Raw genomic sequence first — 20857 nt, forward strand, 5'->3', positions numbered from 1 at the left:
TAGGGCGGATCAACGATCCGCCGTGCTTAGCGCTTCAGCAACTGGATCTTTTCCTTGACGTCCTTGAACTGTTCCGCCTCTGGCAGCGCAGGCTTGGTCTTCGTGATCGAAGGCCAGTTGCGCGACAGGTCCGCATTGATCTTGATGAAGTTCTGCTGGTCGGAGGGCACGTCTTCTTCAGCGAAAATGGCGTTCACCGGGCACTCGGCTACGCAAACGGCGCAGTCGATGCACTCGTCCGGGTCGATCGCCAGGAAATTGGGGCCTTCCCGGAAACAATCTACCGGGCAAACATCGACGCAGTCCGTGTAACGGCAGGCGATGCAGGATTCGGTGACAACGTGGGTCATAACAGTCCTATCTATGTTTATGCGCTGGAAAAACCTCAGCAAAGCACTGTATTTTAAGGCAATTCGCTATTTCTCACAATTCAGCGTTATACACAATACATATAAGCAAATTCGGCATAAGGAAACGACATGACGGTTTGCTAAGCAGCGGCGCGGATCAGATTCAGCAGATCCAGCCAGGGAGAAGGGGCGTCTTCGGCGAAGGAGAGGGAGCGCTGGCGGCCGTCGCCAATGGCCGTGATGGTCCAGCGTGGAATGTCCGCGCCGATGGTGCCGGGCGGATCTGGCGCTTCGAAAAAATCGTTGGAGGCGAGGGCTGCCTCCAGCGCCGGTCCGGCCGGGCTCGTTTGCGTATCGACTTCGTAGTGCTGGCTCAGCCCCGCGAAGCCGCCGCCGCCCGTGACCATGATCTTCATTTGATTGCCACCTCGCTCGTTTCGCGCAGCGCATAGCCATGGCACCAGGCGGCCAGCGCCTGGCGCTCGGCGTCCAGTACCTCTTCCAGTCCGAAATACTCCGGATGGTTCAAAGTACCACAGCAGGCGCGGCGGTCCTGGCGCGCTTCGGGGGCATCTTCCACCATCGGCGCCAGCGTTACGCCGGGCAGATGGTCGTCGGTCAGCGGCACCGGCGATACCACGACTTCGCGCAGCGCAAAGCGATTGCGGATGGCGTTGAGGTAATCCACCGGCTTGCCATCGGTGTGGGCAATCAGCAGCATCTGGTTCACCACGTCGGCATAGCTGGCGCCGGCGTCCGGCGCAGCGACGAGGGCGCGCAGCACCAGGCTGCACAAGTAGGCGCCAACGCGATGCAGCACGGCCGCATCGTCATACAGGCCGGGCTGGCGCTCGTAGGCGAACAGGTCGGCCAGGATGTCGTAAATGGCGCCCGTGAACACTTGCGACAGCGCGTGCACCTCATTGCCCACCTCGGACAGCTTGAGGTCGTTGTCCGCATTGCGCAGCCCGTTTGGACGGCCCAGCGCCAGGCCGAATTGTTCCGCCATATCGGCCAGGAAGGTTTTGTCGTGCAGGTCTGACTTGGTCTGCGCGACCACCGCTTCCACCTGGTCGAGCTGGGATAGCGCGAGGAAGATGGCGGTCAGGTCGCCAAAGGATTCGTGCAGACCGCCGGTTTGCGGTGGCGCGCTGCTCAGAATCCATTTTGGCTTCAAGCCATCCAGCACCGCGTGCCCCGTTTCGTGCGACACGATATCGAAGGAGCGGCAGCAGTAGATGCGCTCGGTACCGCCGCTGGGAATGAAGTCGCCGAACTTCACGGCGCGGTCGTTGCGGCTGTAATAGGCATTCATCACATTCGGCAGGCCGTGCGGGAAAACCGACAGCGGGTCGGTATTCTTGACGCTGTTCCAGGCCCAGGGCAGGGGCGCGGCGCTGTCGCCTTTCGCCAGCACGCGCTGGTACATGGTCAGTGTCTGGCGCACCACGGCGAAGGTGTGCACGGCGTCGAACTGGTCGGTGTTGGGCGACATGATGAAGTCGCCGAAGGCGTTCGGACTCACTGCGGCGATACCCGGCTTACCAGAGGTAATACGGGCGTCGCGCGGTCCTTCCAGCACCACGCCGGGCAGGAAAGCCTTGCGCGTGCCGAGTTCGCTCACCGACGGGTCCTGCTTCCACATCAGCACGCGCGCGCCGGTGGGCGGCGCGGAGCAGGTCTTCATCGGCATGGCGCTTTCCTTCAGGCGCGACGCGCTCGGTTGCGCCAGCAATTGCGCGGTCTTGCGATGCAGGCGATACAGTTCGGTGGGCGTGGGCACATAGCCGACCGGCAGCGACGCGCATTTCGTCAGAACGGCCTCGACCGGGACGATGACTTTTTGATCCATGATGTTCTCCCCAAGGGACGGGCAGGAAGGTTTCCCGCCGCAGTCGAACAAACATGGTCGCGCCTTGTGCGCCGGAGCTTTTTGATCCAACTCAAACGCGCTCGCGGTAAAATGGCGCCTTTTTGCAGACGGTAGAGTAGGCGCATGTCCGACATCAACATCACCCAGGCGCACAGCCTGGCGCCCGAAGCAGCCCGCGCGGCGGCTGAAAAAGTAGCTGAAAAAATTTCCCGTGAATTCGACCTCGCCTGCACCTGGCACGGCGACACCCTGCGCTTCGGCCGCAGCGGCGTGGAAGGCACGCTGACCTTGCTGGAAAGCGCAGCGCACATGAACATCAAGCTCGGCTTCCTGATGGGCGCCTTCAAATCCGCCATCGAAGGCAAAGTCGCCGAAAAAATGCGCAGTGTCTTCGCTGGCGAAGCGGCTTGATTCTATAAGAAGCGGTACAGCACGCAGGCATCGACCAGTCCCAACTGGCGGTGCCTGAAGGCTTTGGGCAGCGTGCCCACTTGCTCGAATCCGAACTTTCGGTAGAGCCGCATGGCCGGCTCGTTGGTTGTTACCACATAGTTGAACTGCATGGCCAGGAAGCCTTGCGCGCGAGCGCGTGCGAGGCTGTCCTCGACAAGGGCCTTGCCTATTCCTCGTCCCTGCGCTGCGGGCGCCACGGCGTAGGTCGCGCTGGCGATGTGCGCGCCGTGATCCGGGTAGTTTGCTCCCATCTTGTACATGCCGAGGATGCGGTCATCCTCCGCCGCGACGTAGGCCGTGTGCGTGCTGAACCAGTGCGCCTGGAAAGTCTGTTTGTCGAAGCCGGCGCCGAAGGGGAAAGCATCGCCGCGCGCGATCACGGCCTGAAAAATCAGCCACATCGCATCCAGATCGTCCGCATTGGCGCGGCGGATTTCAAGCATTGAGGCCTCCGGCGCGGCGCAGCATGCTGCGCACGATGATCTTGTGCAGCGGCGCCACCGGCACCAGGTACAGGCGGCCCAACAGGTTATGCAAGTGAACGACGGTCGACACGTTCAGCGCACCGTCCGTTTTGCAGACCGAGACTTCGACCTTTAAATGCTTGTCAGTATCGCCGAGGATGACTTCATCCTGCGTCAGATAGCGCACGTCGAAAATGCCGACCCGGTCGCCGACCCTGTAGTCCAATGCAGGCTTGCGGGCGCTGGCGCCGTTCAGTGCGCCCAGGTTTTTCAAGCCCACCAGGCCGACCAGCCGGTTGCGCAGATCCATTAGCCAGTTCACCCAGCCCGGCGTTTGACGCGCCACGCGCAGGTAAAGTTCAAGCGCCGAGGCGTCGCTTGGCGGAATGGCGATCCGGTAGCTGTCGTGATAATACGCGCCGTCCAGGCGGCGGCTGATTTCGCTGCCTGCCGGTGCGTCGATTGTTTCAACCATTGCGCGCATCTGAACTCCTCAAGCCAGAAGATCGAGGCATGATGCCGCCGCCAAGCCCAAAAAGCAATCGGCCCGTCTGCTGCTTGCGGACGGGCCGATTAATTTGGTCAGGCGCTGATTACTTCAGACCTTCGATCAGGTCGACGTACTGCTGCTTGGCGTCGTCCTGCGAAGTGCCGGCCAGGGCGGCCCAGGCGTCGAACTTGGCGCGGTTGACGAAGTCGGTCATGCCAGGACGCTCGCCGGTCGCATCGCCGGCCGAACCCTGCTTGTACAGCGCGTAGATTTTCAGCAGGGTCATATTGTCCGGACGCTCCGGCAGGTTCTTGGAATCGGCGACGGCTGCGTCGAATTGTTCTTGAAGGCTCATCTCTTATCCTCAATGGTGGGGTTTGGATGCGCCATCATACAAAGAAAAGCGCCGGCGCCTGTAGAGGATAGGCTCCAAATCCGCGGTGCGCCGCACAATAAAAAACGGCGGTTCAAGACGGGCCGCGATGACCTGCCTTGAACCGCCGTTCTGGCGGAAGCCGGAATTACTTCTTTTTGGTTGGGTTCACAGCGGCTTTCAGGGTCGCGCCAGCCGAGAACTTAGGGGTCTTGGACGCTGCGATTTTGATCGCTTCGCCGGTCGCTGGGTTGCGGCCTTTGCGAGCAGCGCGCTTGGCTACGGAGAAGGTGCCGAAGCCGGTGATGCCGACCGTGTCGCCTTTTTTCAGACGTTCGGTAACGATTGCGATCAGGGTGTTAACTGCGTCGTTAGCGGCAGCGCCGGACATTTCGGTACGCTTCGCAAATTCTGCAATCAGTTCGCCTTTTTTCATTACTACCTCCTTGGTTAATGGAGCGCGCAGATTAGCACATTAATTGAAAAAAGTGTTCACCCTTTTTCGAAGAAGGCCATATAGTGACTGGCCTGCGACGAAATGGCGTGTAAAAAGCCCGTAAAAACAAGGCCTCATGCGCGATCATGGTGCACCGGCTGCGGTCTGTTTACCTTAGTTTTGCGCTGCAGCGGCGGACCCGTTTGCGCCTGCATTGGCGCTGGCCGATGCATTCAGGCTTCCTTGCGCCGAGCCTTGTGCGGCGCCATTTGCGCTGCGGCGCGGCGCTTGTTCGCCGGCTTGCGCGGGCTTCGCGGACGACTGCGCAGTCTTTGCTGCGGGTGCGTTATTGGACTGCGCAGCCGTACTGCCTAAGCTGCCAAGCGCGCCGCCGGCGCCGCTCTTTGTGGTGGACGCACTGCCCGCTACATTGTTGGACGCGTCGCGTGCGGCGCTCGCGCTTGCGGTGGCCGCGCCTTGCGCCTGGCTGACGCTGTTGGCGGCCGTGCCTTGCACCGCCAGTGCCGTATTGGCCGCTGCGGTGGTGGTAGCGTCGGCGGCGCCGTGGCCTGCGGCGGCGATTGCGGAGTAGGTGCTGCCGGCAGTTCCGGTGGCGCTGGAGGTCACGCTGGACGCGGTTTCGCGCGTGCTGCGGATCGTATCGCGGACTGGCAGCGCGCCGATTCCGCCAAGCTGGCCATTCATGGTGCCGCCAATGCTGCCGCCGAAACTGCCGCCGATTCCACCGCCACCCAGCACACCGCCCAGCGGTCCGGCTTGCGCGATGGATGCCGCGCTGGCGGCCAGAATGATAGCGGCGCGGATAGTTTTGATCATGTTCATGAGCGTTCTCCTTGATAAGTGCGGCGACGAATTCGCTGCTGTTACAAGGAGAACGATGGGCGATTCAGTTTTCTTCCATCGCCGCGAAAATTTTTTTAGCGGAAGGCGGCGGGATCGGCGCGGTAGGATTCGCCGACGATGCCGTAGCCGGTGGCGTTGCTGATGTCCTTCATGCCGGGATTGCCGGCGGTCGCGGCCAGTTTGGTGATGGCGGCGTGGGCGCCGGTGGCGTCGGGACGTGGCAGCTGCGGCGCCAGCAAGGCCGCCACAATCGGCGCGGCGAAGGAGGTTCCGCGCACCACGCGGTAGGGCGGTGCGCCGGCCGTGGCGCTCACCATCTGACTGCCCGGCGCGGCGAACATGACTTGCGGCCCGCGCGCGGCCTCCGGCAGCGGACGGTGTTTTGGATCGACGCCGCTGACGCCGACCACGCCGGGATAGCTGGCGGGATAGAGCGGCGGCGCGGCGGGACCGTCGTTGCCGACTGCGGCCACCAGCAGATGTCCGCGCTTGATCATGGCGGCTACGGCGCGCTCCAGTAACTGGTTTGGCGGGCCGACCAGACTCAGATTGATGACGCCGACGTTTTCGCGCGCCAGCCAGGACAGGGCGCCAACGATCTGCGTCGCGGCGCCGCCGGTTGGCTGGTCGCAGTAGATGTCGGCAGCGTACAGCGTGGCGCCGGGCGCGACGCCGGCGAAGCGCTCGGACCGTCCCACCATCAGCGCGGCGACCGCCGTCCCGTGCGCGGCGGCGATTTCCTTGCCGTCGCAACCCCAGCGCCGGATCGCCGCGCCATCAAACACCTCATGCCGCCCATCGACGCCGCTGTCGACAAGACCAACCCGCACCGCGCCCGAGCCGCCAGCCTCCGCCGCAGCGGCCCGCCCGCGCGTGTCATTCGCGCCGCCCGCGGTCGCGCCGCCGGCCTCCGATGCGGCGGCTCGCCCGCGCGTGTCATGCGCGCCGCCCACGCCCGCGCCGCCAGCCTCCGCCGCGGCGATCCGCTCGCGCGTGTCATGTGCGCCGCCCGCGCCCGCGTCGCCAGCCTCTGATGCGGCGGTTCGCACGCGCGTGTTATGTGCGCCGCCCAGGCCGGCACCCGTGCCGTTGCCGCTCGTACTGGTGCGTCCGGCGGCGGCGTCGGCCCTCGCGCTTCCGGTGTCGGCCGCGCTGGAGTGCACGGGGGCATCGTGCGTGGCGCTCGCGCTGCCTGTATATATGTGGTCGAAGTCGTAGCCGCCGTCCGGATCGGCGGCGCGCAGGGATGCCAGCGCGTCGGCGGTGGAGACGCTTTCCGGCACGCGGAACGTCAGGACCGGCTGATCCAGCACGTCCTGCTGGCCGGCCAGCTCCAGGCCGGCCGCGCGGGCGGCGGCCAGGCCGGCGGACGAGGGCGCCCATGCCACGATCACGCGGCGGACAACTGGAAACCCGCGCGGATCTGCTTCCAGCACGTCAGGATGGCGGCGCAAGAGGTCGGCGGCCTGGGTCAGGCGCAGCTGGTCGAGGCGGATGCGGTCCGTCAGGTCGGACGTATTTAATAAGCGTTCGCGAAGCAGGGAGGTATCCAGCGGTCCGACCCGCCCCGGCAGCGGCAGGCCGGGCAAATGCAGCTGGGCGGACGCCTCGCCGCCGGCCAATGCCAGAAGCAAAACGGCGGCGCGGCAGCATGTACGCAACAGGATACAAGTCGGGCGCAAGAGGATCATGGGCGAATGATAATATAGCTAACAGAGATCTTATCGGTACAAACGTACGGCGCCGGGAAGAAAATCCCTGGCCGGATCGTTATCCAAGCATGGACGACACCACCGCATTGCATGAGGAGATCGCCGCACTGCTGCCACGCTTGCGGCGTTTTGCCCGTACTGTTACCTGGAACCGCGAGGATGCGGACGACCTGGTCCAGTTGGCCGTGGAGCGCGCCATTCTGCACAGCGGGCAGTGGCAAGCCGGCACCCGCCTGGACAGCTGGCTGTTCCGCATCATCAAAAATGCCTGGATCGACGAAGTGCGTGCCCGCACCCGGCGCAGCGAGATTTTTGCGCCGGAAGAAGAAGGCGAACATATAGGCGACAACTATGCCGAAGCGCACCAGCAGCGCATGGCGGTGCAAAAAGCCGTCAGCCTGCTGAGCGACGAACATCGCCTGGTCGTAGGTCTGGTGCTGGTGGACGGTCTGCCCTATAAAGAAGCTGCGGAGGTACTGGAAATCCCGATCGGCACCCTGACCAGCCGGTTGGCGCGCGCACGCGCCGCCCTGCAAGAGTTATTATCGGAGCAAGCGAGGACCGTGATATGAGTTTTTCCGATGAAATCCTGATGGCCTATGCCGACGGCGAGCTGGATGAAGCGACCCGCCGCGCGCTGGAGGAGGCCATGCGCAAAGACGCCAGCCTGGCGCGCCGCGTGGCGCAGCACAAGGCGTTGCGCACCAACGTTTTTGCCGCCTATGCGCCGGTCGCGGAAGAGGCGGTGCCGCCGCGCCTGGTGCGTCCGCTGCGCCAGGCCACGGTGGTCAGCCTGGATTCCGTCCGCGCCAAACGCGAAGCGGAGCATCAGGCGGCGCGCAAGGCGCGCCAGAAACGGCGCTGGTCCTGGCCGGAATGGGGCGCGCTGGCCGCCATGCTGGTAGTTGGCGTGGTGGCGGGCAAATTCGGCCTCTCCGCCTGGCAGCTCGACAATTCGCGCGCCGGGGAAACCATCGCCAGCCGCGATGGCAGTTTAAGCGCGCAGGGCCGCCTGGCTACGGCGCTGGACAATCAGCTGACCAGTGCCGGTGCTGCCGGACCGGTGAAGATTGGCCTGAGTTTTGTCGCGCAGGATGGCGGTTACTGCCGCAGTTTTATTACCGGGAATGGCGGACAGGAGCTGTCCGGACTGGCCTGCAAGGCCAATGGCGAATGGYGGATTCCCATTCTGGTGCAGAACAATCGCGCACCGGCGCAGGGACCTTACCGCCTTGCAGCGGCTGAGATGCCGACACCGGTGCTGGAAGCCATCGACCAGCGCATCAATGGGGCTGCGCTGGATGGCAAGGGCGAAACGGACGCCATCCAGAAAGGATGGCAGAAGTAATTAAACGCCCAGCAGTTCCACGTCGAAGATCAGCGTGGCGTTTGGCGGAATCACGCCGCCGGCGCCGCGCGAGCCGTAGCCCAGGTCCGCCGGGATGATCAGCTGGCGGGTGCCGCCCACTTTCATGCCTTGCACGCCTTCGTCCCAGCCGCGAATGACCATGCCGGCGCCCAGTGCGAACTCGAACGGATCGTTGCGGTCCTTGCTCGAATCGAATTTCGAACCTTTGCTGCCGTCGTCGTTGCGCAGCCAGCCGGTGTAATGCACGGTGACGTTCTGGCCTGCCTTGGCTTCAGCGCCGTCGCCGGCCTTGATATCGTCGTACTGCAGACCGGATGGGGTGGTGATAATCGCCATGATTTTTCCTTTTCCTTATCAAATATGGACAACTTAGAGGGTGATTGTAGCTTAAATGCCCCTTAAAACTGGTCGGTAATATCAATGCAGACGGGGTTTGACCGTAAAATATGGTTTTGCATCTCGAGCGAGCTTTTCATGTTCCGCAGTATCCGTCGCGCAGCCCTTTCCTTTGCACTATTGGCAGGTTTCACCGCCGCCCACGCTAACGTCGTTGTGGTGCTTAACTCCCGGGATGCTACGGTCCAGCTGCTCGATCAGGCCACCTACACCAGCCTGCAGACTTTCGCCGTCGGCAAAGAGCCGCACCACCTGATGGCGACCCCGGACAATAAGTCCCTGATCGTCGCCAGCTCGGTCGGCAACGAACTGGTATTCCTGGACCCGAAAACCGGCCAGGTACAGAAGCACGTCAAGGACATCCTCGACCCTTACCAGATCGGCTTCTCGCCGGACCAGAAATGGTTCGTGGTGACTTCCCTGCGTCTGGACCGCGTCGACGTCTACAGCTACGACGGCAAGGACTTCAAGCTGGCCAAGCGCATCCCGATGGCCAAGCTGCCGAGCCATATCGCTTTCGATGCCAAGAGCACCACCGCTTTCATCACCCAGCAGGGCAGTGACCAGATCAGCGCCATCGACCTGAAAACCCAGGCCATCAAATGGACTATGCCAGTCGGCAAACTGCCGGCCGGTATCACCATGACCCCGGACGACAAGTACCTGATGGTCGGCATCATGGGCAGCGATTACGTGGAAGTGATCGACTGGCGCACCCAGAAGTCGGTCAAGCAGATCAAGGCTGGCGCTGGTACGCACAATTTCCGTGCACAGGGCGATAACCGTATCACTTATGTGTCGAACCGCGTGTCGAACACCATCAACATCATCGACCAGAAGACGCTGGAAAACATCGGCACCATCAATGTGCCGGGCGGTCCGGATTGCATGGAAATCACGGAAGACGGCAAAACCATGTGGGTGACCCTGCGCTGGATTAAGAAAGTCGCCGTGATTGACCTGCCGAGCCGCAAAGTGGTGAAGATGATCCCGGTCGGCCGCTCGCCGCACGGCGTGTTCTTCGCCAATTCCTCGGCGCGCATGTAAAAGATGAAGCGGCTCGCAATCTGCATCGCCGCTGCGTCCGCATTGGCGTCCGCAGCAGCCGCGCCGGCACCGGCAGCGTGCCACGGCACGATCTATCTGACTTTTGACACCGGTAGCCAGTCCCAGGCCGAATTGATTGCGGACGTGCTGAAGCGCCAGAACGTCCGCGCCACCTTCTTCCTGGCGAACGAAAAAACTGTGCGCGGCGATTATTCGCTGGACCCGTCCTGGGCCGGCTTCTGGAAGGCGCGCGTGGCGGAAGGCCATGCTTTTGGTTCTCATACCTTCGATCACGTCTATTACCTGCGCGACGCGGCCAACGGCAAGATCGCCGTCAAGCCGCAGTTCGGCGCCCACGGTGGCAAGGCGCAGGAGTGGACAGCTCAGCAATACTGCGAAGAGATCCGCCGCAGCGACCAGCGTTTCCAGGAGCTGACCGGCCACAAGATGGACCCGTTCTGGCGCGCGCCGGGCGGCAAAGTTTCGCCGCGGACTCTGGCGGCGGGCAAGGCTTGCGGTTATGCCCACGTGGGCTGGGCCAAAGCCGGTTTCTCGGGCGATGAGCTGTCGAGCGAAGCCTATCCGAATGCGGTATTGTTAAAGAAAGCGCTGGACGGCCTGCACGACGGCGATATTTTCATGGCCCATATGGGCATCTGGTCGCGCAAGGACCCGTGGGCACCGGCCAATCTGGAGCCGCTGATCACGGGTCTGAAGCAGAAGGGCTTCTGCTTCGCCACGCTGCGCGAACATCCTGACTATCAAGTGAAGCAATGATTCAACTATTGGCAGACTGGCTGGGACAGGCCCAGGGCTGGTTGTTCCAGACGGTGATTGAGCCCGTCCTGTATTACGCCGGCATGGGCGACGTGGTGGAAGACGCCTTCGAAGGCACGGAATGGTTCCTGATCGGCCTGTGCGAACTGTTTCTGATTTTCCTGGTGCTGCGCCCGATGGAATCCCTGATTCCGGCCCAGCCCATCACCGACAAGCGCGCGCGCTGGAACGACTTTATTTACACGGTGCTGCAGCGTATCGGCCTGTTCCCGGTGCTGATCTTCTTCACGCTGGACCCGGTGATGGACGCCATCGCCGGCCAGTTGCGCATGGATGGGGTACGTCCCTTTAATCTGGAAAACCTGGCGCCGGGCATGAGCCCGCTGGCCAGTTTCGCCATCTATTTCGTGGTGTTCGATTTCGTCGATTACTGGTTCCACCGCGCCCAGCATCAGTTCAACTGGTGGTGGGGCTTGCACAGCCTGCATCACAGCCAGCAAAACATGAATCTGTGGAGCGACGACCGCAACCACTTACTGGACGACCTGCTGCATGACACCGTGATTGCCGTGGTGGCGCTGGCCATCGGCGTGCAGCCTGCGCAATACGTGCTGCTGGTGTCGCTATCGCGCATCCTGCAAAGCCTCCAGCATGCCAATGTGCGCATCCATTTCGGCGCCATCGGTGAACGGCTGCTGGTGTCGCCACGCTTCCACCGCATGCACCACGCCATCGGCGTCGGCCACGAATCGAAAGGCAAGGGCACGCTGGGTGGCTGCAACTTCGGCGTACTGCTGCCAATCTGGGACATCATCTTCCGCACCGCGAACTTCACGCCGCGCTTTGAAACGACCGGCGTGCGCGATCAGCTGCCGGGCACAGCGCCTGATGGCACCGTCATCCCCGGTCGCGATTACGGCCGCGGCTTCTGGGCTCAGCAGTGGCTGGGACTGAAGCGCATGGTGGAATACGCCGGAAAGAAAAGCGTCTGATGCTGGCGGTCCTGAACGCCTACGGGCGCGCCCTGCTGTCTCAGTTCCACGGCAAGATGCTATTGCTGAGCATTGCGCCTTTCCTGCTGTCGGCCGCCTTGTGGGCGCTGCTGCTCTGGCTTGGCCTGCAGCCGATGCTGGACTGGATGCACACCCAGTACGTGGATTACGAATTATTCCGCTCCACCGGTGAATGGCTGGAAAAACTGGGCCTCGACACGCTGCGCGCGGTGATCGTGCCGCTGGTGGCGCTGCTCCTGCTGCTGCCGCTGATGATCATCACGGCCCTGGTCTTTATCGGCGTGGCCGCCATGCCGTTCATCGTGCCCCACGTAGGCGGCCGCCATTTCCCGCAGCTGGAAAAGAAGCGCGGCGGCTCGTTGCTGGGCAGCGTGGGACAAGCCCTGGCCGCAGGCATTATCTTTGTCGTGTGCTGGCTGTGCATTCTGCCGCTGTATATCTTCCCGCCGCTGGCCGGCATCGCAACCGTGCTGCTGTGGGGCTGGCTGACCAGCCGCGTGATGAGCTACGACGCGCTGGCCGACTACGCCAGCGCTGAAGAGTTGAAAACGCTGCAGCGCGAGCGCCGCTGGGGCCTGCTGGCGATCGGCGTGGTGTCCGGCCTGGCCGGTTCGCTGCCATCGCTGGCCTGGGTCGGCGGTGCGGCGGCGGCCATTGCCTTCTTCCCCGTGCTGCTGGCGGCGTCGATCTGGATTTACGTCCTGATATTTATCTTCACCGGCCTGTGGTTTGAGTATTATTGTCTGGAGGCGCTGGCGCAGTTGCGCCATGCGAAATTCGAGGAACGTATCCAGATCGAATAGGGGACACCATGGCTATCGGACTGATCATCATCGGCGACGAAATCCTGTCCGGCAAGCGTGTAGACCAGCACTTTCCCAAAGTCGTCCAGCTGCTTGCCGCACGCGGTTTGCAGCTCGGCTGGGCCGAATTCCTCGGCGATGACCGCGAACGCATCACCAGCACGCTGAAGCGTTCTTTTGCGGGCAACGATATCGTGTTTTCCTGCGGCGGTATCGGCGCCACGCCGGACGACCATACGCGCCAGGCGGCAGCGGCGGCGCTGGGCCGGCCGCTGGTGCTGCACGAAGAAGGCAAAGCCATGATCCAGCAGCGCATCCGCCAGGTGGCACAGGACGCGGGCCAGCAGGCCGATCTGAACGCGCCAGACAATCTGCAGCGCCTGCAGATGGCCGAGTTCCCGCAAGGTGCATCCCTCATCCCCAATCCCTACAACAACGTGCCCGGCTTCGCCGTCGGCACCCATTATTTCGTGCCGGGCTTCCCCGTGATGGCCTGGCCGATGATCGAATGGGTGCTGGACACGCACTACACCGATCTGTTCAACCGCGAACCGCGTGCTGAACATGCGGTGCTTGTCTACGAAGTGGCCGAAGCGGCGTTAACTCCCCTGATGGTGAGCATTGAAAAAGCCTGGCCACGCGTCAGGGTCTTCAGCCTGCCCAGCGTTGGCGACGCCAATACGCGCCGCCATATCGAGCTTGGCGTGAAAGGCGAACCGGGCCAATGCGCAGCAGCCTTCGCGGCAATGTGCAGCGAACTCGATAAGCTGAAAGTGGAATACACACGCCTGTAATGACACGATGTGACAATGGTGTTAACAGCCATTGTTAGCTCGCTCACATATGGCGAAAAGTGCCGTTGTTTTTTTGCGAAAAAATTGCGCGCAGATCAAAATTTCTGCGCATTGCTCCGTGCACGCGCTGCCGTTGTGGTGCAATGGTAGTCATGCAGGAACAGTAGTTTGATTGACCGGTTTAAACACTATGCTAAGCAATCGACGTTTTCGCCGGCCCCGCGTTGTAGTCAGTACCGTGCGCAAATTGCGTGCGGGCGCTGCAGCGTTTGGATATGGCGGCGTGCGACGTCGACTGCGCTCCGTACCTATGTCTTCGCCTCACGATCAGGAAACAGTCCACCTCGCCCACGCCCAGCCGGCGCCGCCACCACCATCGGAGCCGAAGAAGCGCTCGCGTTCGCGCGATGCCCTCATCGTGCTGATGCTGGTTCTGCTCTCACTGCTGGTGTATTGGGCTGTGCAGGAAGTTCGCACCTCAACCATGCAGGCGCGCTATTTCACGCAGCTATCCGAAAAGCTCACCTGGCGCGTTGAAGCTGGCCCCAGCAAAGACATCCGCTACCCGCACGACAGTCCTTACGACGAGCGCCTGGGCTACGCGAATATGCCGGATTACCTGACCAAGCTGAAGGCCAAGGATTACGAGATCACGGCGCAGTCGCGCTTCTCGCCCAAAATGGTGCAGCTGTCGGATATGGGCGTGTTCGCGACCTACCGCGAGAAGACCCGCACCGGCCTGACGATTTACGATTGCCGCGCGCAGCCGCTGTTTACGGCCAGCTACCCGGAACGCATCTACAACGGTTTCGAGCAAACGCCGCAAGCGCTGGTGCAAAGCCTGCTGTTCATCGAGAACCGCGAGCTGCTCGACAATACCTATCCGAAGCGTAATCCCGCTGTGGAATGGGACCGCCTGAGCAAGGCCGTGTTCGAAAAATCGCTGAGCGCCGTTGGCGCCGGAGCGCACCGCGCGGCTGGCGGTTCGACGCTGGCGACGCAGATCGAGAAATACCGCCATTCGCCGGAAGGCCGCACCAGCTCGATGAAGGACAAGCTGAAGCAGATGGTGTCCGCCACGCTGCGCGCTTATCAGGGCGGCGAGGACACCACCAAGGTGCGCCGCCAGATCGTGGTCGATTACCTCAACACCGTGCCGCTGTCGGCCAAGACCGGCTATGGTGAAGTGAACGGTGTCGGCGATGGCATGTGGGTGTGGTACGGCCGCGATTTCGCGGAAGTGAACCGCCTGCTGGGCGGGAAGATGGACCAGCCGGGCAGCCCGCTGGCCTTCAAGGAAGCACTCAGCCTGCTGATCGCGCAGCGCCGCCCCAGCTACTACCTGGGCGACGGTGAGGAAGATTTGGAAGTCCTGGCCAACAGCCACCTGCGCCTGCTGGCCACCGCGGGCGTGATCTCGCCTTCCTTCCGCGACGCCGCATTGAAGGAAAAACTGCATCCGGCGCGCGGCAACGGCCTGCAGTCGGCGCCGCCGATGTCTTACGTGACCAAGAAAGCGTCGAACGCGGTGCGCGTGCACCTGGCGAATCTGCTGGGCGATAACCGCATGTACAACCTGGACCGCCTGGATCTGACCGTCACCAGCACGCTCGATGCGGAAGCGCAGAAAGCCGTAACCGCCGTACTGCGCGAATTGCGCGATGCCGAAACGGCGCAGAAAGCGGGCCTGACCGGCAAAGGCATGCTGGGCAACGGCGATCCGGCGAATGTGGTGTACAGCTTCACTTTGCTGGAAAAGGGCGAGAACACCAACTTCCTGCGGGTGCAGACCGATAACTTCGATCAGCCGCTGGACATCAACGAAGGCGCCAAGCTGGATCTGGGTTCGACCGCCAAGCTGCGTACCCTGGTGACCTATCTGGACATCGTCGACCAGATGCACAAGAAGTATGGCCAGATGAGTAATGATGAGCTGAAGAAGCAGCAGGTCGACCAGCGCGACCGCATTACTTCCTGGTCCATCGAGTACCTGATGGCGACGCCAATGGACAAGCGCGACCTGCCATCCATGTTGAACGCGGCCATGGAGCGTAAGTATTCCGGCAATCCGGGCGAGGGCTTCTTCACCGGTGGCGGCCTGCATTTCTTCGGTAACTTCAGCAAGGATGACGACTTCAAGATCCTGACGGTGCGCGAAGCGCTACGTCATTCCACCAACCTGGTGTTCGTACGTCTTATGCGCGATGTGGCGAAGTGGTATTCCTTCCAGATGCCGGGTTCATCGCAAACCCTGCTGACTGATGCGGACGACCCGCGCCGTGCGGCCTATCTGGCGCGCTTTGCGGACAAGGAAGGCAAGGAATTCCTGTACCGCTTCTACGCCAAGTACCGCAACAAGTCGGAATCCGAACTCGATCCGACCCTGCTGGAATCGGTGCGTCCGACGCCGGTGCGCCTGGCCACGATTTACCGCACCATTCATCCGGAAGCGGATCTGGCGAAATTCAGCAAATTCGTCAACGACAATCTGGTGGTGCAGAACGATGTGCCGGATGATCGTCTGGCGAAAATGTACGACCAGTACGCGACCGATAAATGGAATCTGGCTGACCGCGGCTACCTGGCCGGCGTGCACCCGCTGGAACTGTGGATGGTGGCTTATATGCACCGTCATCCGGAAGCCAATCTGACGCAGATCGTGGCGGCCAGCGAAAAGGAGCGCCAGGAAGTTTATCAGTGGCTGTTCAAGACCCACCGCAAGCACGCGCAGGACAAGCGCATCGCCGGCCTGCTGGAGATGGAAGCCTTCATGGGCATCCACCGCCAGTGGAAGAAGATGGGTTATCCGTTTGAATCGCTGGTGCCTTCGTATGCAACCACGCTTGGCGCCTCGGCGGACCGTCCGGCGGCACTGGCCGAAATGATGGGCATTATCATCAACGGCGGTGTGCGCAAATCCACGCAGCGCATCGACTCGCTGCACTTTGCGGCCAATACGCCTTATGACACCAAGGTCGCCAAGGGCAAGCCGACCACCAACGAGCAGGTGCTGTCGCCGGAAGTGGCGCGCGTGGTGGCGGACGAGATTCGTGGCGTGGTATCGGACGGTACGGCGAAGCGCGCCAAAATGGCGTTCGTGAAGGCTGACGGCACCGTGATCCCGGTCGGCGGCAAGACCGGTACCGGCGACCAGCGTTTCGATATCTTCGCGCCGGGTGGACGCCTGATCGAGTCGCGCTATGTGAACCGTTCGGCGACCTTTGTGTTCAATATCGGCGAGCGCTTCTTCGGCAGCATGACGGCTTATGTGCATGGGCCGGAGTCGAAGAATTATGACTTTACTTCGGCGCTGCCGGTGCAGCTGCTGACCGTGCTGGCGCCGTCGCTGATGCCGCTGATCGAACCGCAGCAGCAGAAGGCCCCGGCAGTTGTGACTGCCGCCGCCACCAGCTCTCCCAGCGGCATGCAGCCCATGATCACTGCCGCTGTTGCCGCGGCAGCAGTCGCCGGCGCACCGACTCCCGCCGCTCCGCAGCGCGCTTGCGGCGGTTCTTGAAACCCACGGCATGAGACAGGTGGCTGCCACGATGTGGCAGCCACCAGGTTTGCGCTGGTGGTTTGGGTGTTAAGCTTACGCACCATGAACCCAATGCGCCACATGTCCAAAATCCTCGCCTTCACGCGCTTCTCGCTGCGTGACCTGTTTGCCACCGCAACGCCCACCATCATCGTCATCGCCGCAGCGCTGATCGCAGCGTACCTGATCATCGACCCCGCCCCGCCACGGCAGGTGAGTCTGGGCAGTGGCCAGGAAAACAGCGCCTACGAAAACATCGGCCGCAAATACCAGGCCGCCATGAAAAAGCACGGCATCGCCGTGACCCTGCAAACCTCGCACGGTTCGGGCGAAAACCTGCGCCGCCTGAACGAAGGCAAGGTGGATATCGCCTTCGTCCAAAGCGGCTCCACCAACGAAGTCGAGGCCGAGCGCAAAGGCCTGATTTCCCTGGGCAGTCTGTTTACGGAACCGGTCTGGCTGTTCATGCGCGAACAGAAAAAGCCCGTCACCTCGCTCACCCAGCTCAAGGGCCTCAAGATCAATCTCGGCGCCAAAGGCAGCGGCACGCCGCGCCTGTTCCGCCAGGTGCTGGACGTCAACGGCCTGACGCCGGCCGATCTCCAGGTCAGCAACCTGGAAAACACGCCCGCCACGGTGGAACTGCTGGAAGGCCGCATCGACGGCCTGGTATTCGCCGCCGCGCCGGACGATCCCCTGATCCAGATGCTGCTGCAAACGCCCGGCATCCAGTTGTTCGACTTCACCCAGGCCGAAGCCTATACGCGCCGCCTGCCTTTCCTCACCCACGTCACGCTGCCGCGCGGCATTGTGGACCTGGGCCGCGACCTGCCGTCCCGCGACTACCAGCTGATAGCGCCGACTGCCACGCTGGTGGCGCGCGAGGATCTGCATCCTGCGCTGATCGAGTTGTTCGTGGAAGCCGCCGCCCAAATTCACGGCGGGGCAGGGTGGTTCCAGAAGCAGGGCGAATTCCCTTCGCCGCGCTACACCGAGATTCCGGTGGCGCGCGAAGCGGCCAAGTTCTACAAGGACGGCCCGCCTTTCCTGCAGCGCTATATGAACTTCTGGCTGGCGACTTTCTTCGACCGCATGTGGGTGCTGGTGGTGGCGCTGGGTGCGCTGATTCTGCCGCTGTCGAAGATCGTGCCGCCGCTGTATGTGTGGCGCATCCGCTCGCGCGTGTATCGCTGGTACGGCCAGCTGCGCCGGGTGGAACAGGCGCTGGATGATGCGCCGGACGAAAAGCGCAAGGAAGTCAGCGAGCAGCAACTGAAGCGGCTCAACGATATCGAGGACCGCGTCAACCGGCTGTCGGTGCCGCTGTCGTTTGCGGATGAATTCTACGGCCTGCGCAGTCATATCAACTTCGTGCGCCAACGTATTGCCGGCGCGGCGGATCGATGATCCGCCCTACGTAACATTACGTAGAAAAGTTGGCGATTTGTCTAGGCAAGTGTTGTATCTTAAGGAAGATTACTTCAATTACACGCGATTTTGTTGACTAAACAGTCAGGTTGACCCAATGATATTTGGTAGGTCTTCAATAGAAAGACCCCAAGGGATAGAAAGCAGCAATCGTCCTTTCAAATACCATCACATCAGAGGGTTAATTATGAGTATTGCCGCACCAAGAAAACACGTTCTTGCAGTAAGCATTGCCACCCTGTTTGCCACCGGCGCCGCGATGGCGCAAACCCAGGCCCCGGCTGAAGACAATGTCAGCACCGTGGTCGTGACCGGTACCCGCGTTTCGAACCGCACCGTGCTCGACACGACGGCGCCGGTTGACGTCATCAACGCTGAAACCCTGAAGAACACCGGCGTGCCGGAAATCTCGCAGGCTTTGTCTGTTGCCCTGCCATCGCTGAACTTCCCGCGCCCCGGCCTGGCTGACGGCACGGACACCATCCGCCCAGCTACCCTGCGTGGCCTGGCGCCGGATCAGACCCTGGTGCTGGTGAACTCCAAGCGCCGCCACACCTCCTCGCTGGTGAACCTGAATGGCACCATCGGCCGCGGCTCCGCTGCGGTCGACCTGAACACCATTCCGACCGCTATGGTGAAGAGCATCGAGGTGCTGCGCGACGGCGCATCCGCCCAATACGGTTCGGACGCGATTGCCGGCGTGGTCAACATCCGCCTGCGCGACGACAAGAAAGGCGGCGAGGGCACCATCAGCTACGGCAAGCGCGACACCGACTACGAGTTCACGCCGATTCCCGGCCCGGCTGGCGCCACCTGGGATACCAGCACCAATTCGCGCCACCGCGTCGACGGCGGCACCTTTACCGCCAGCGTATGGAAAGGCCTGGAACTGGGCGAAGACGGTTTCCTGACCGTGTCCGCCGAACAGAAAAACCAGAGCCACACCGAGCGTGGCGGCTGGGACACCCGCCAGCAATACCCGCTGGTGAACGGCGCCTTCGATCCGCGCGAGAAAACCATCAATCGCTTCAACGCCTGGTATGGCGAGCCTGAGCTGCACCAGTCCACCGTGTTCGCCAACGCGGGCTATAACCTGAGCGGCAGCACCAAGCTGTATGGCTGGCTGAGCTACCAGAACCGCGATGCGCGTTCCGCCGGCTTCTTCCGCCGCGCCGTGCAGGACCAGAACATCATCAGCATCTATCCGGATGGCTACCTGCCGATCATCGCGCCAAACGTGAAGGACTACAGCGCGGCGCTGGGCATCTCGTGGAACTTCGCCGACTGGGACATGGATGCATCCATCGTCTACGGCAAGAACAAGATGGACTTCGAGATCGAGAACACGCTGAACCGCTCGCTCGGCCCGTCCAGCAAGACCGACTTCGATGCCGGTGGTTTTTCGTATGACCAGACCGTGGCCAACCTGTCGGCCGTGCGCCAGTTCGAAGTGGGCCTGGCATCGCCGCTGAACGTGGCGATCGGCGCCGAAGCGCGCAACGAAGCGTACAAGCTGCATGCAGGCGAGCCGGATTCCTGGCGCAACGGCGGTGTGCTGCTGGCTAACGGCACGCCGGCACCGTCGGGCTCCCAGGTCTTCCCTGGCTTCCGTCCGGCCGACGAATCGGATACCAGCCGCCGCGCTTACTCGCTGTATGCGGACGTGGAAGCCAATGTGACCAAGGAGTTCCTGGCCTCCGCTGCCGTGCGCGGCGAGCACTACACGGACTTCGGCAATAACTGGTCCGGCAAGGTCGCGGGCCGTTATAACTTCACGCCGGCATTCGCTCTGCGCGGGTCGGTACAGAACGGCTTCCGCGCACCGTCGCCGCAGCAGCAGAACTTCACCTCGACGGCGACCAACTTCATCAACGGCGTACCGTACGACATCACCACCTTCAAGCCGACTGCAGCGGCTGCGGTGGCGCTGGGTGCGAAGCCGCTGGACGCCGAGAAGTCGACCAACTTCTCGCTGGGTGCAGTGAGCAAGCTGGGCAAGGCCAGCATCACGGTCGACGCCTTCCAGATCAAGATCCGCGACCGCATCGTGCTGTCCGAGAACCTGACCCAGACCAATGTGCGTAACTACCTGACCAGCCTGGGCTTCATCGGTGTGGGCGGCGGCCGCTTCTTCATCAACGGCGTGAACACCACGACCCGCGGTGTGGACGTGGTCGGCAACTACCCATGGAATGCAGGCACGGCAGGCAAATTCGACCTGACCCTGGCCGGCAACTACACCAAGACCGAAGTGACCAAGACGCCGGTGACCGCGCAGCTGGCTGCGCTGAATCCTGCGCCGGTACTGTTCGACCGCATCAACGTGCTGACCTTTGAGCGCGGTACGCCGAAGACCAAGTTCACGGCAAGCGGCAACTGGTCGCTGGGTCCGTGGGGCGCAACCCTGCGCGCCACGCGCTACGGTTCGGTGCTGCAACCGGGCACCACCGCAGCGCTGGACTTCACCCTGGGCGCCAAGACCCTGGTGGATCTGGAAGGCCGCTACAAGATCACCAAGAACCTCAGCGCTGCTGTGGGTGCGGAGAACTTGTTCGACCAGTATCCGGATGCGTATCCGGCTGTGCTGAATGCAACGGGTAACGCACCGTTCGGTAACTACTCGCCGTTCGGCCGTTCCGGCCGCTTCATCTACGCACGATTGACGTACTCGCTGTAA

21 protein-coding genes are annotated in these 20857 nt (G+C 62.3%); 11 read left to right on the forward strand and 10 right to left on the reverse strand.

Features of this window, described 5'->3' with window-relative positions; all coding sequences use genetic code 11:
• Window positions 1-26: 26 nt before the first annotated feature.
• From fdxA to AB4Z19_RS14765, 3 genes are all read right to left on the reverse strand, one after another.
• Window positions 27-350: a ferredoxin FdxA gene (gene fdxA, locus AB4Z19_RS14755; RefSeq protein WP_442022912.1), complete on the reverse strand. Its 324-nt coding sequence runs from the start codon at window positions 348-350 to the stop codon at window positions 27-29.
• A 140-nt stretch (window positions 351-490) separates the two neighbouring features.
• On the reverse strand, window positions 491-766 hold the full coding sequence (locus AB4Z19_RS14760) for a protealysin inhibitor emfourin (RefSeq protein ID WP_442022913.1): 276 nt from the start codon (window positions 764-766) through the stop codon (window positions 491-493).
• Window positions 763-2202, reverse strand: a complete 1440-nt coding sequence (locus AB4Z19_RS14765) for a hypothetical protein (RefSeq protein WP_442022914.1) — start codon at window positions 2200-2202, stop codon at window positions 763-765. The genes AB4Z19_RS14760 and AB4Z19_RS14765 overlap by 4 nt, the downstream gene beginning before the upstream one ends.
• 144 nt (window positions 2203-2346) lie before the next feature.
• Here AB4Z19_RS14765 and AB4Z19_RS14770 point away from each other — a divergent pair, with 144 nt between their 5' ends.
• Window positions 2347-2634 (forward strand): polyhydroxyalkanoic acid system family protein, encoded by a 288-nt coding sequence (locus AB4Z19_RS14770; RefSeq protein ID WP_442022915.1) that lies wholly within the window; start codon window positions 2347-2349, stop codon window positions 2632-2634.
• A gap of 2 nt (window positions 2635-2636) precedes the next feature.
• On the opposite strand, the gene AB4Z19_RS14775 is transcribed toward AB4Z19_RS14770, so the two are convergent.
• The 6 genes from AB4Z19_RS14775 to AB4Z19_RS14800 form a co-directional block, all read right to left on the reverse strand.
• Entirely contained in the window at window positions 2637-3119 is a 483-nt protein-coding gene (locus AB4Z19_RS14775) for a GNAT family N-acetyltransferase (RefSeq protein ID WP_442022916.1), read from the reverse strand.
• Window positions 3112-3615 (reverse strand): DUF2867 domain-containing protein, encoded by a 504-nt coding sequence (locus AB4Z19_RS14780; protein ID WP_442035515.1) that lies wholly within the window; start codon window positions 3613-3615, stop codon window positions 3112-3114. The genes AB4Z19_RS14775 and AB4Z19_RS14780 overlap by 8 nt, the downstream gene beginning before the upstream one ends.
• A 118-nt stretch (window positions 3616-3733) precedes the next feature.
• Window positions 3734-3985, reverse strand: coding sequence for an acyl-CoA-binding protein (locus AB4Z19_RS14785; protein WP_442035516.1), 252 nt, complete (start codon window positions 3983-3985; stop codon window positions 3734-3736).
• Between the two features lie 166 nt (window positions 3986-4151).
• The gene (locus tag AB4Z19_RS14790) at window positions 4152-4439 is read right to left on the reverse strand and encodes an HU family DNA-binding protein (RefSeq protein WP_050409188.1); all 288 of its coding nucleotides are present in this window, start codon (window positions 4437-4439) and stop codon (window positions 4152-4154) included.
• 174 nt (window positions 4440-4613) lie between these two features.
• Window positions 4614-5282, reverse strand: coding sequence for a hypothetical protein (locus AB4Z19_RS14795; RefSeq protein WP_442035517.1), 669 nt, complete (start codon window positions 5280-5282; stop codon window positions 4614-4616).
• A gap of 95 nt (window positions 5283-5377) precedes the next feature.
• Window positions 5378-6964 (reverse strand): S8 family serine peptidase, encoded by a 1587-nt coding sequence (locus AB4Z19_RS14800; protein WP_442035518.1) that lies wholly within the window; start codon window positions 6962-6964, stop codon window positions 5378-5380.
• A 119-nt stretch (window positions 6965-7083) separates the two neighbouring features.
• Here AB4Z19_RS14800 and AB4Z19_RS14805 point away from each other — a divergent pair, with 119 nt between their 5' ends.
• A complete protein-coding gene (locus AB4Z19_RS14805; protein ID WP_442027123.1) occupies window positions 7084-7587 on the forward strand; it encodes an RNA polymerase sigma factor in 504 nt (167 codons plus the stop codon).
• Window positions 7584-8363, forward strand: coding sequence for an anti-sigma factor family protein (locus AB4Z19_RS14810; protein ID WP_442035519.1), 780 nt, complete (start codon window positions 7584-7586; stop codon window positions 8361-8363). Before AB4Z19_RS14805 ends, AB4Z19_RS14810 begins: the two co-directional genes overlap by 4 nt.
• On the opposite strand, the gene AB4Z19_RS14815 is transcribed toward AB4Z19_RS14810, so the two are convergent.
• Window positions 8364-8720: an FKBP-type peptidyl-prolyl cis-trans isomerase gene (locus AB4Z19_RS14815; RefSeq protein WP_442027125.1), complete on the reverse strand. Its 357-nt coding sequence runs from the start codon at window positions 8718-8720 to the stop codon at window positions 8364-8366.
• 84 nt (window positions 8721-8804) lie between these two features.
• Between AB4Z19_RS14815 and AB4Z19_RS14820 the strand changes: the two genes are divergently transcribed.
• From AB4Z19_RS14820 to AB4Z19_RS14855, 8 genes are all read left to right on the forward strand, one after another.
• Window positions 8805-9827, forward strand: coding sequence for a YVTN family beta-propeller repeat protein (locus AB4Z19_RS14820; protein WP_442035520.1), 1023 nt, complete (start codon window positions 8805-8807; stop codon window positions 9825-9827).
• A 3-nt stretch (window positions 9828-9830) separates the two neighbouring features.
• Window positions 9831-10604: a polysaccharide deacetylase family protein gene (locus AB4Z19_RS14825; protein WP_442027129.1), complete on the forward strand. Its 774-nt coding sequence runs from the start codon at window positions 9831-9833 to the stop codon at window positions 10602-10604.
• Entirely contained in the window at window positions 10601-11596 is a 996-nt protein-coding gene (locus AB4Z19_RS14830; RefSeq protein ID WP_442027130.1) for a sterol desaturase family protein, read from the forward strand. The genes AB4Z19_RS14825 and AB4Z19_RS14830 overlap by 4 nt, the downstream gene beginning before the upstream one ends.
• Window positions 11596-12420, forward strand: a complete 825-nt coding sequence (locus AB4Z19_RS14835) for an EI24 domain-containing protein (RefSeq protein ID WP_442035521.1) — start codon at window positions 11596-11598, stop codon at window positions 12418-12420. The genes AB4Z19_RS14830 and AB4Z19_RS14835 overlap by 1 nt, the downstream gene beginning before the upstream one ends.
• A gap of 8 nt (window positions 12421-12428) precedes the next feature.
• Window positions 12429-13214 (forward strand): competence/damage-inducible protein A, encoded by a 786-nt coding sequence (locus AB4Z19_RS14840; RefSeq protein ID WP_442035522.1) that lies wholly within the window; start codon window positions 12429-12431, stop codon window positions 13212-13214.
• Between the two features lie 310 nt (window positions 13215-13524).
• Complete coding sequence (locus tag AB4Z19_RS14845) at window positions 13525-16731, forward strand: transglycosylase domain-containing protein (RefSeq protein WP_442035523.1); 3207 nt, start codon at window positions 13525-13527, stop codon at window positions 16729-16731.
• 102 nt (window positions 16732-16833) lie between these two features.
• Window positions 16834-18159, forward strand: a complete 1326-nt coding sequence (locus AB4Z19_RS14850) for a TAXI family TRAP transporter solute-binding subunit (protein WP_442026998.1) — start codon at window positions 16834-16836, stop codon at window positions 18157-18159.
• 208 nt (window positions 18160-18367) lie between these two features.
• Window positions 18368-20857 carry a TonB-dependent receptor plug domain-containing protein gene (locus AB4Z19_RS14855; protein ID WP_442026999.1) on the forward strand — a complete coding sequence of 830 codons (2490 nt, stop codon included), beginning with the start codon at window positions 18368-18370 and terminating at the stop codon, window positions 20855-20857.

This window comes from Pseudoduganella sp. RAF19, from assembly GCF_052114165.1.
Taxonomy (GTDB): Bacteria; Pseudomonadota; Gammaproteobacteria; order Burkholderiales; family Burkholderiaceae_D; genus Rugamonas.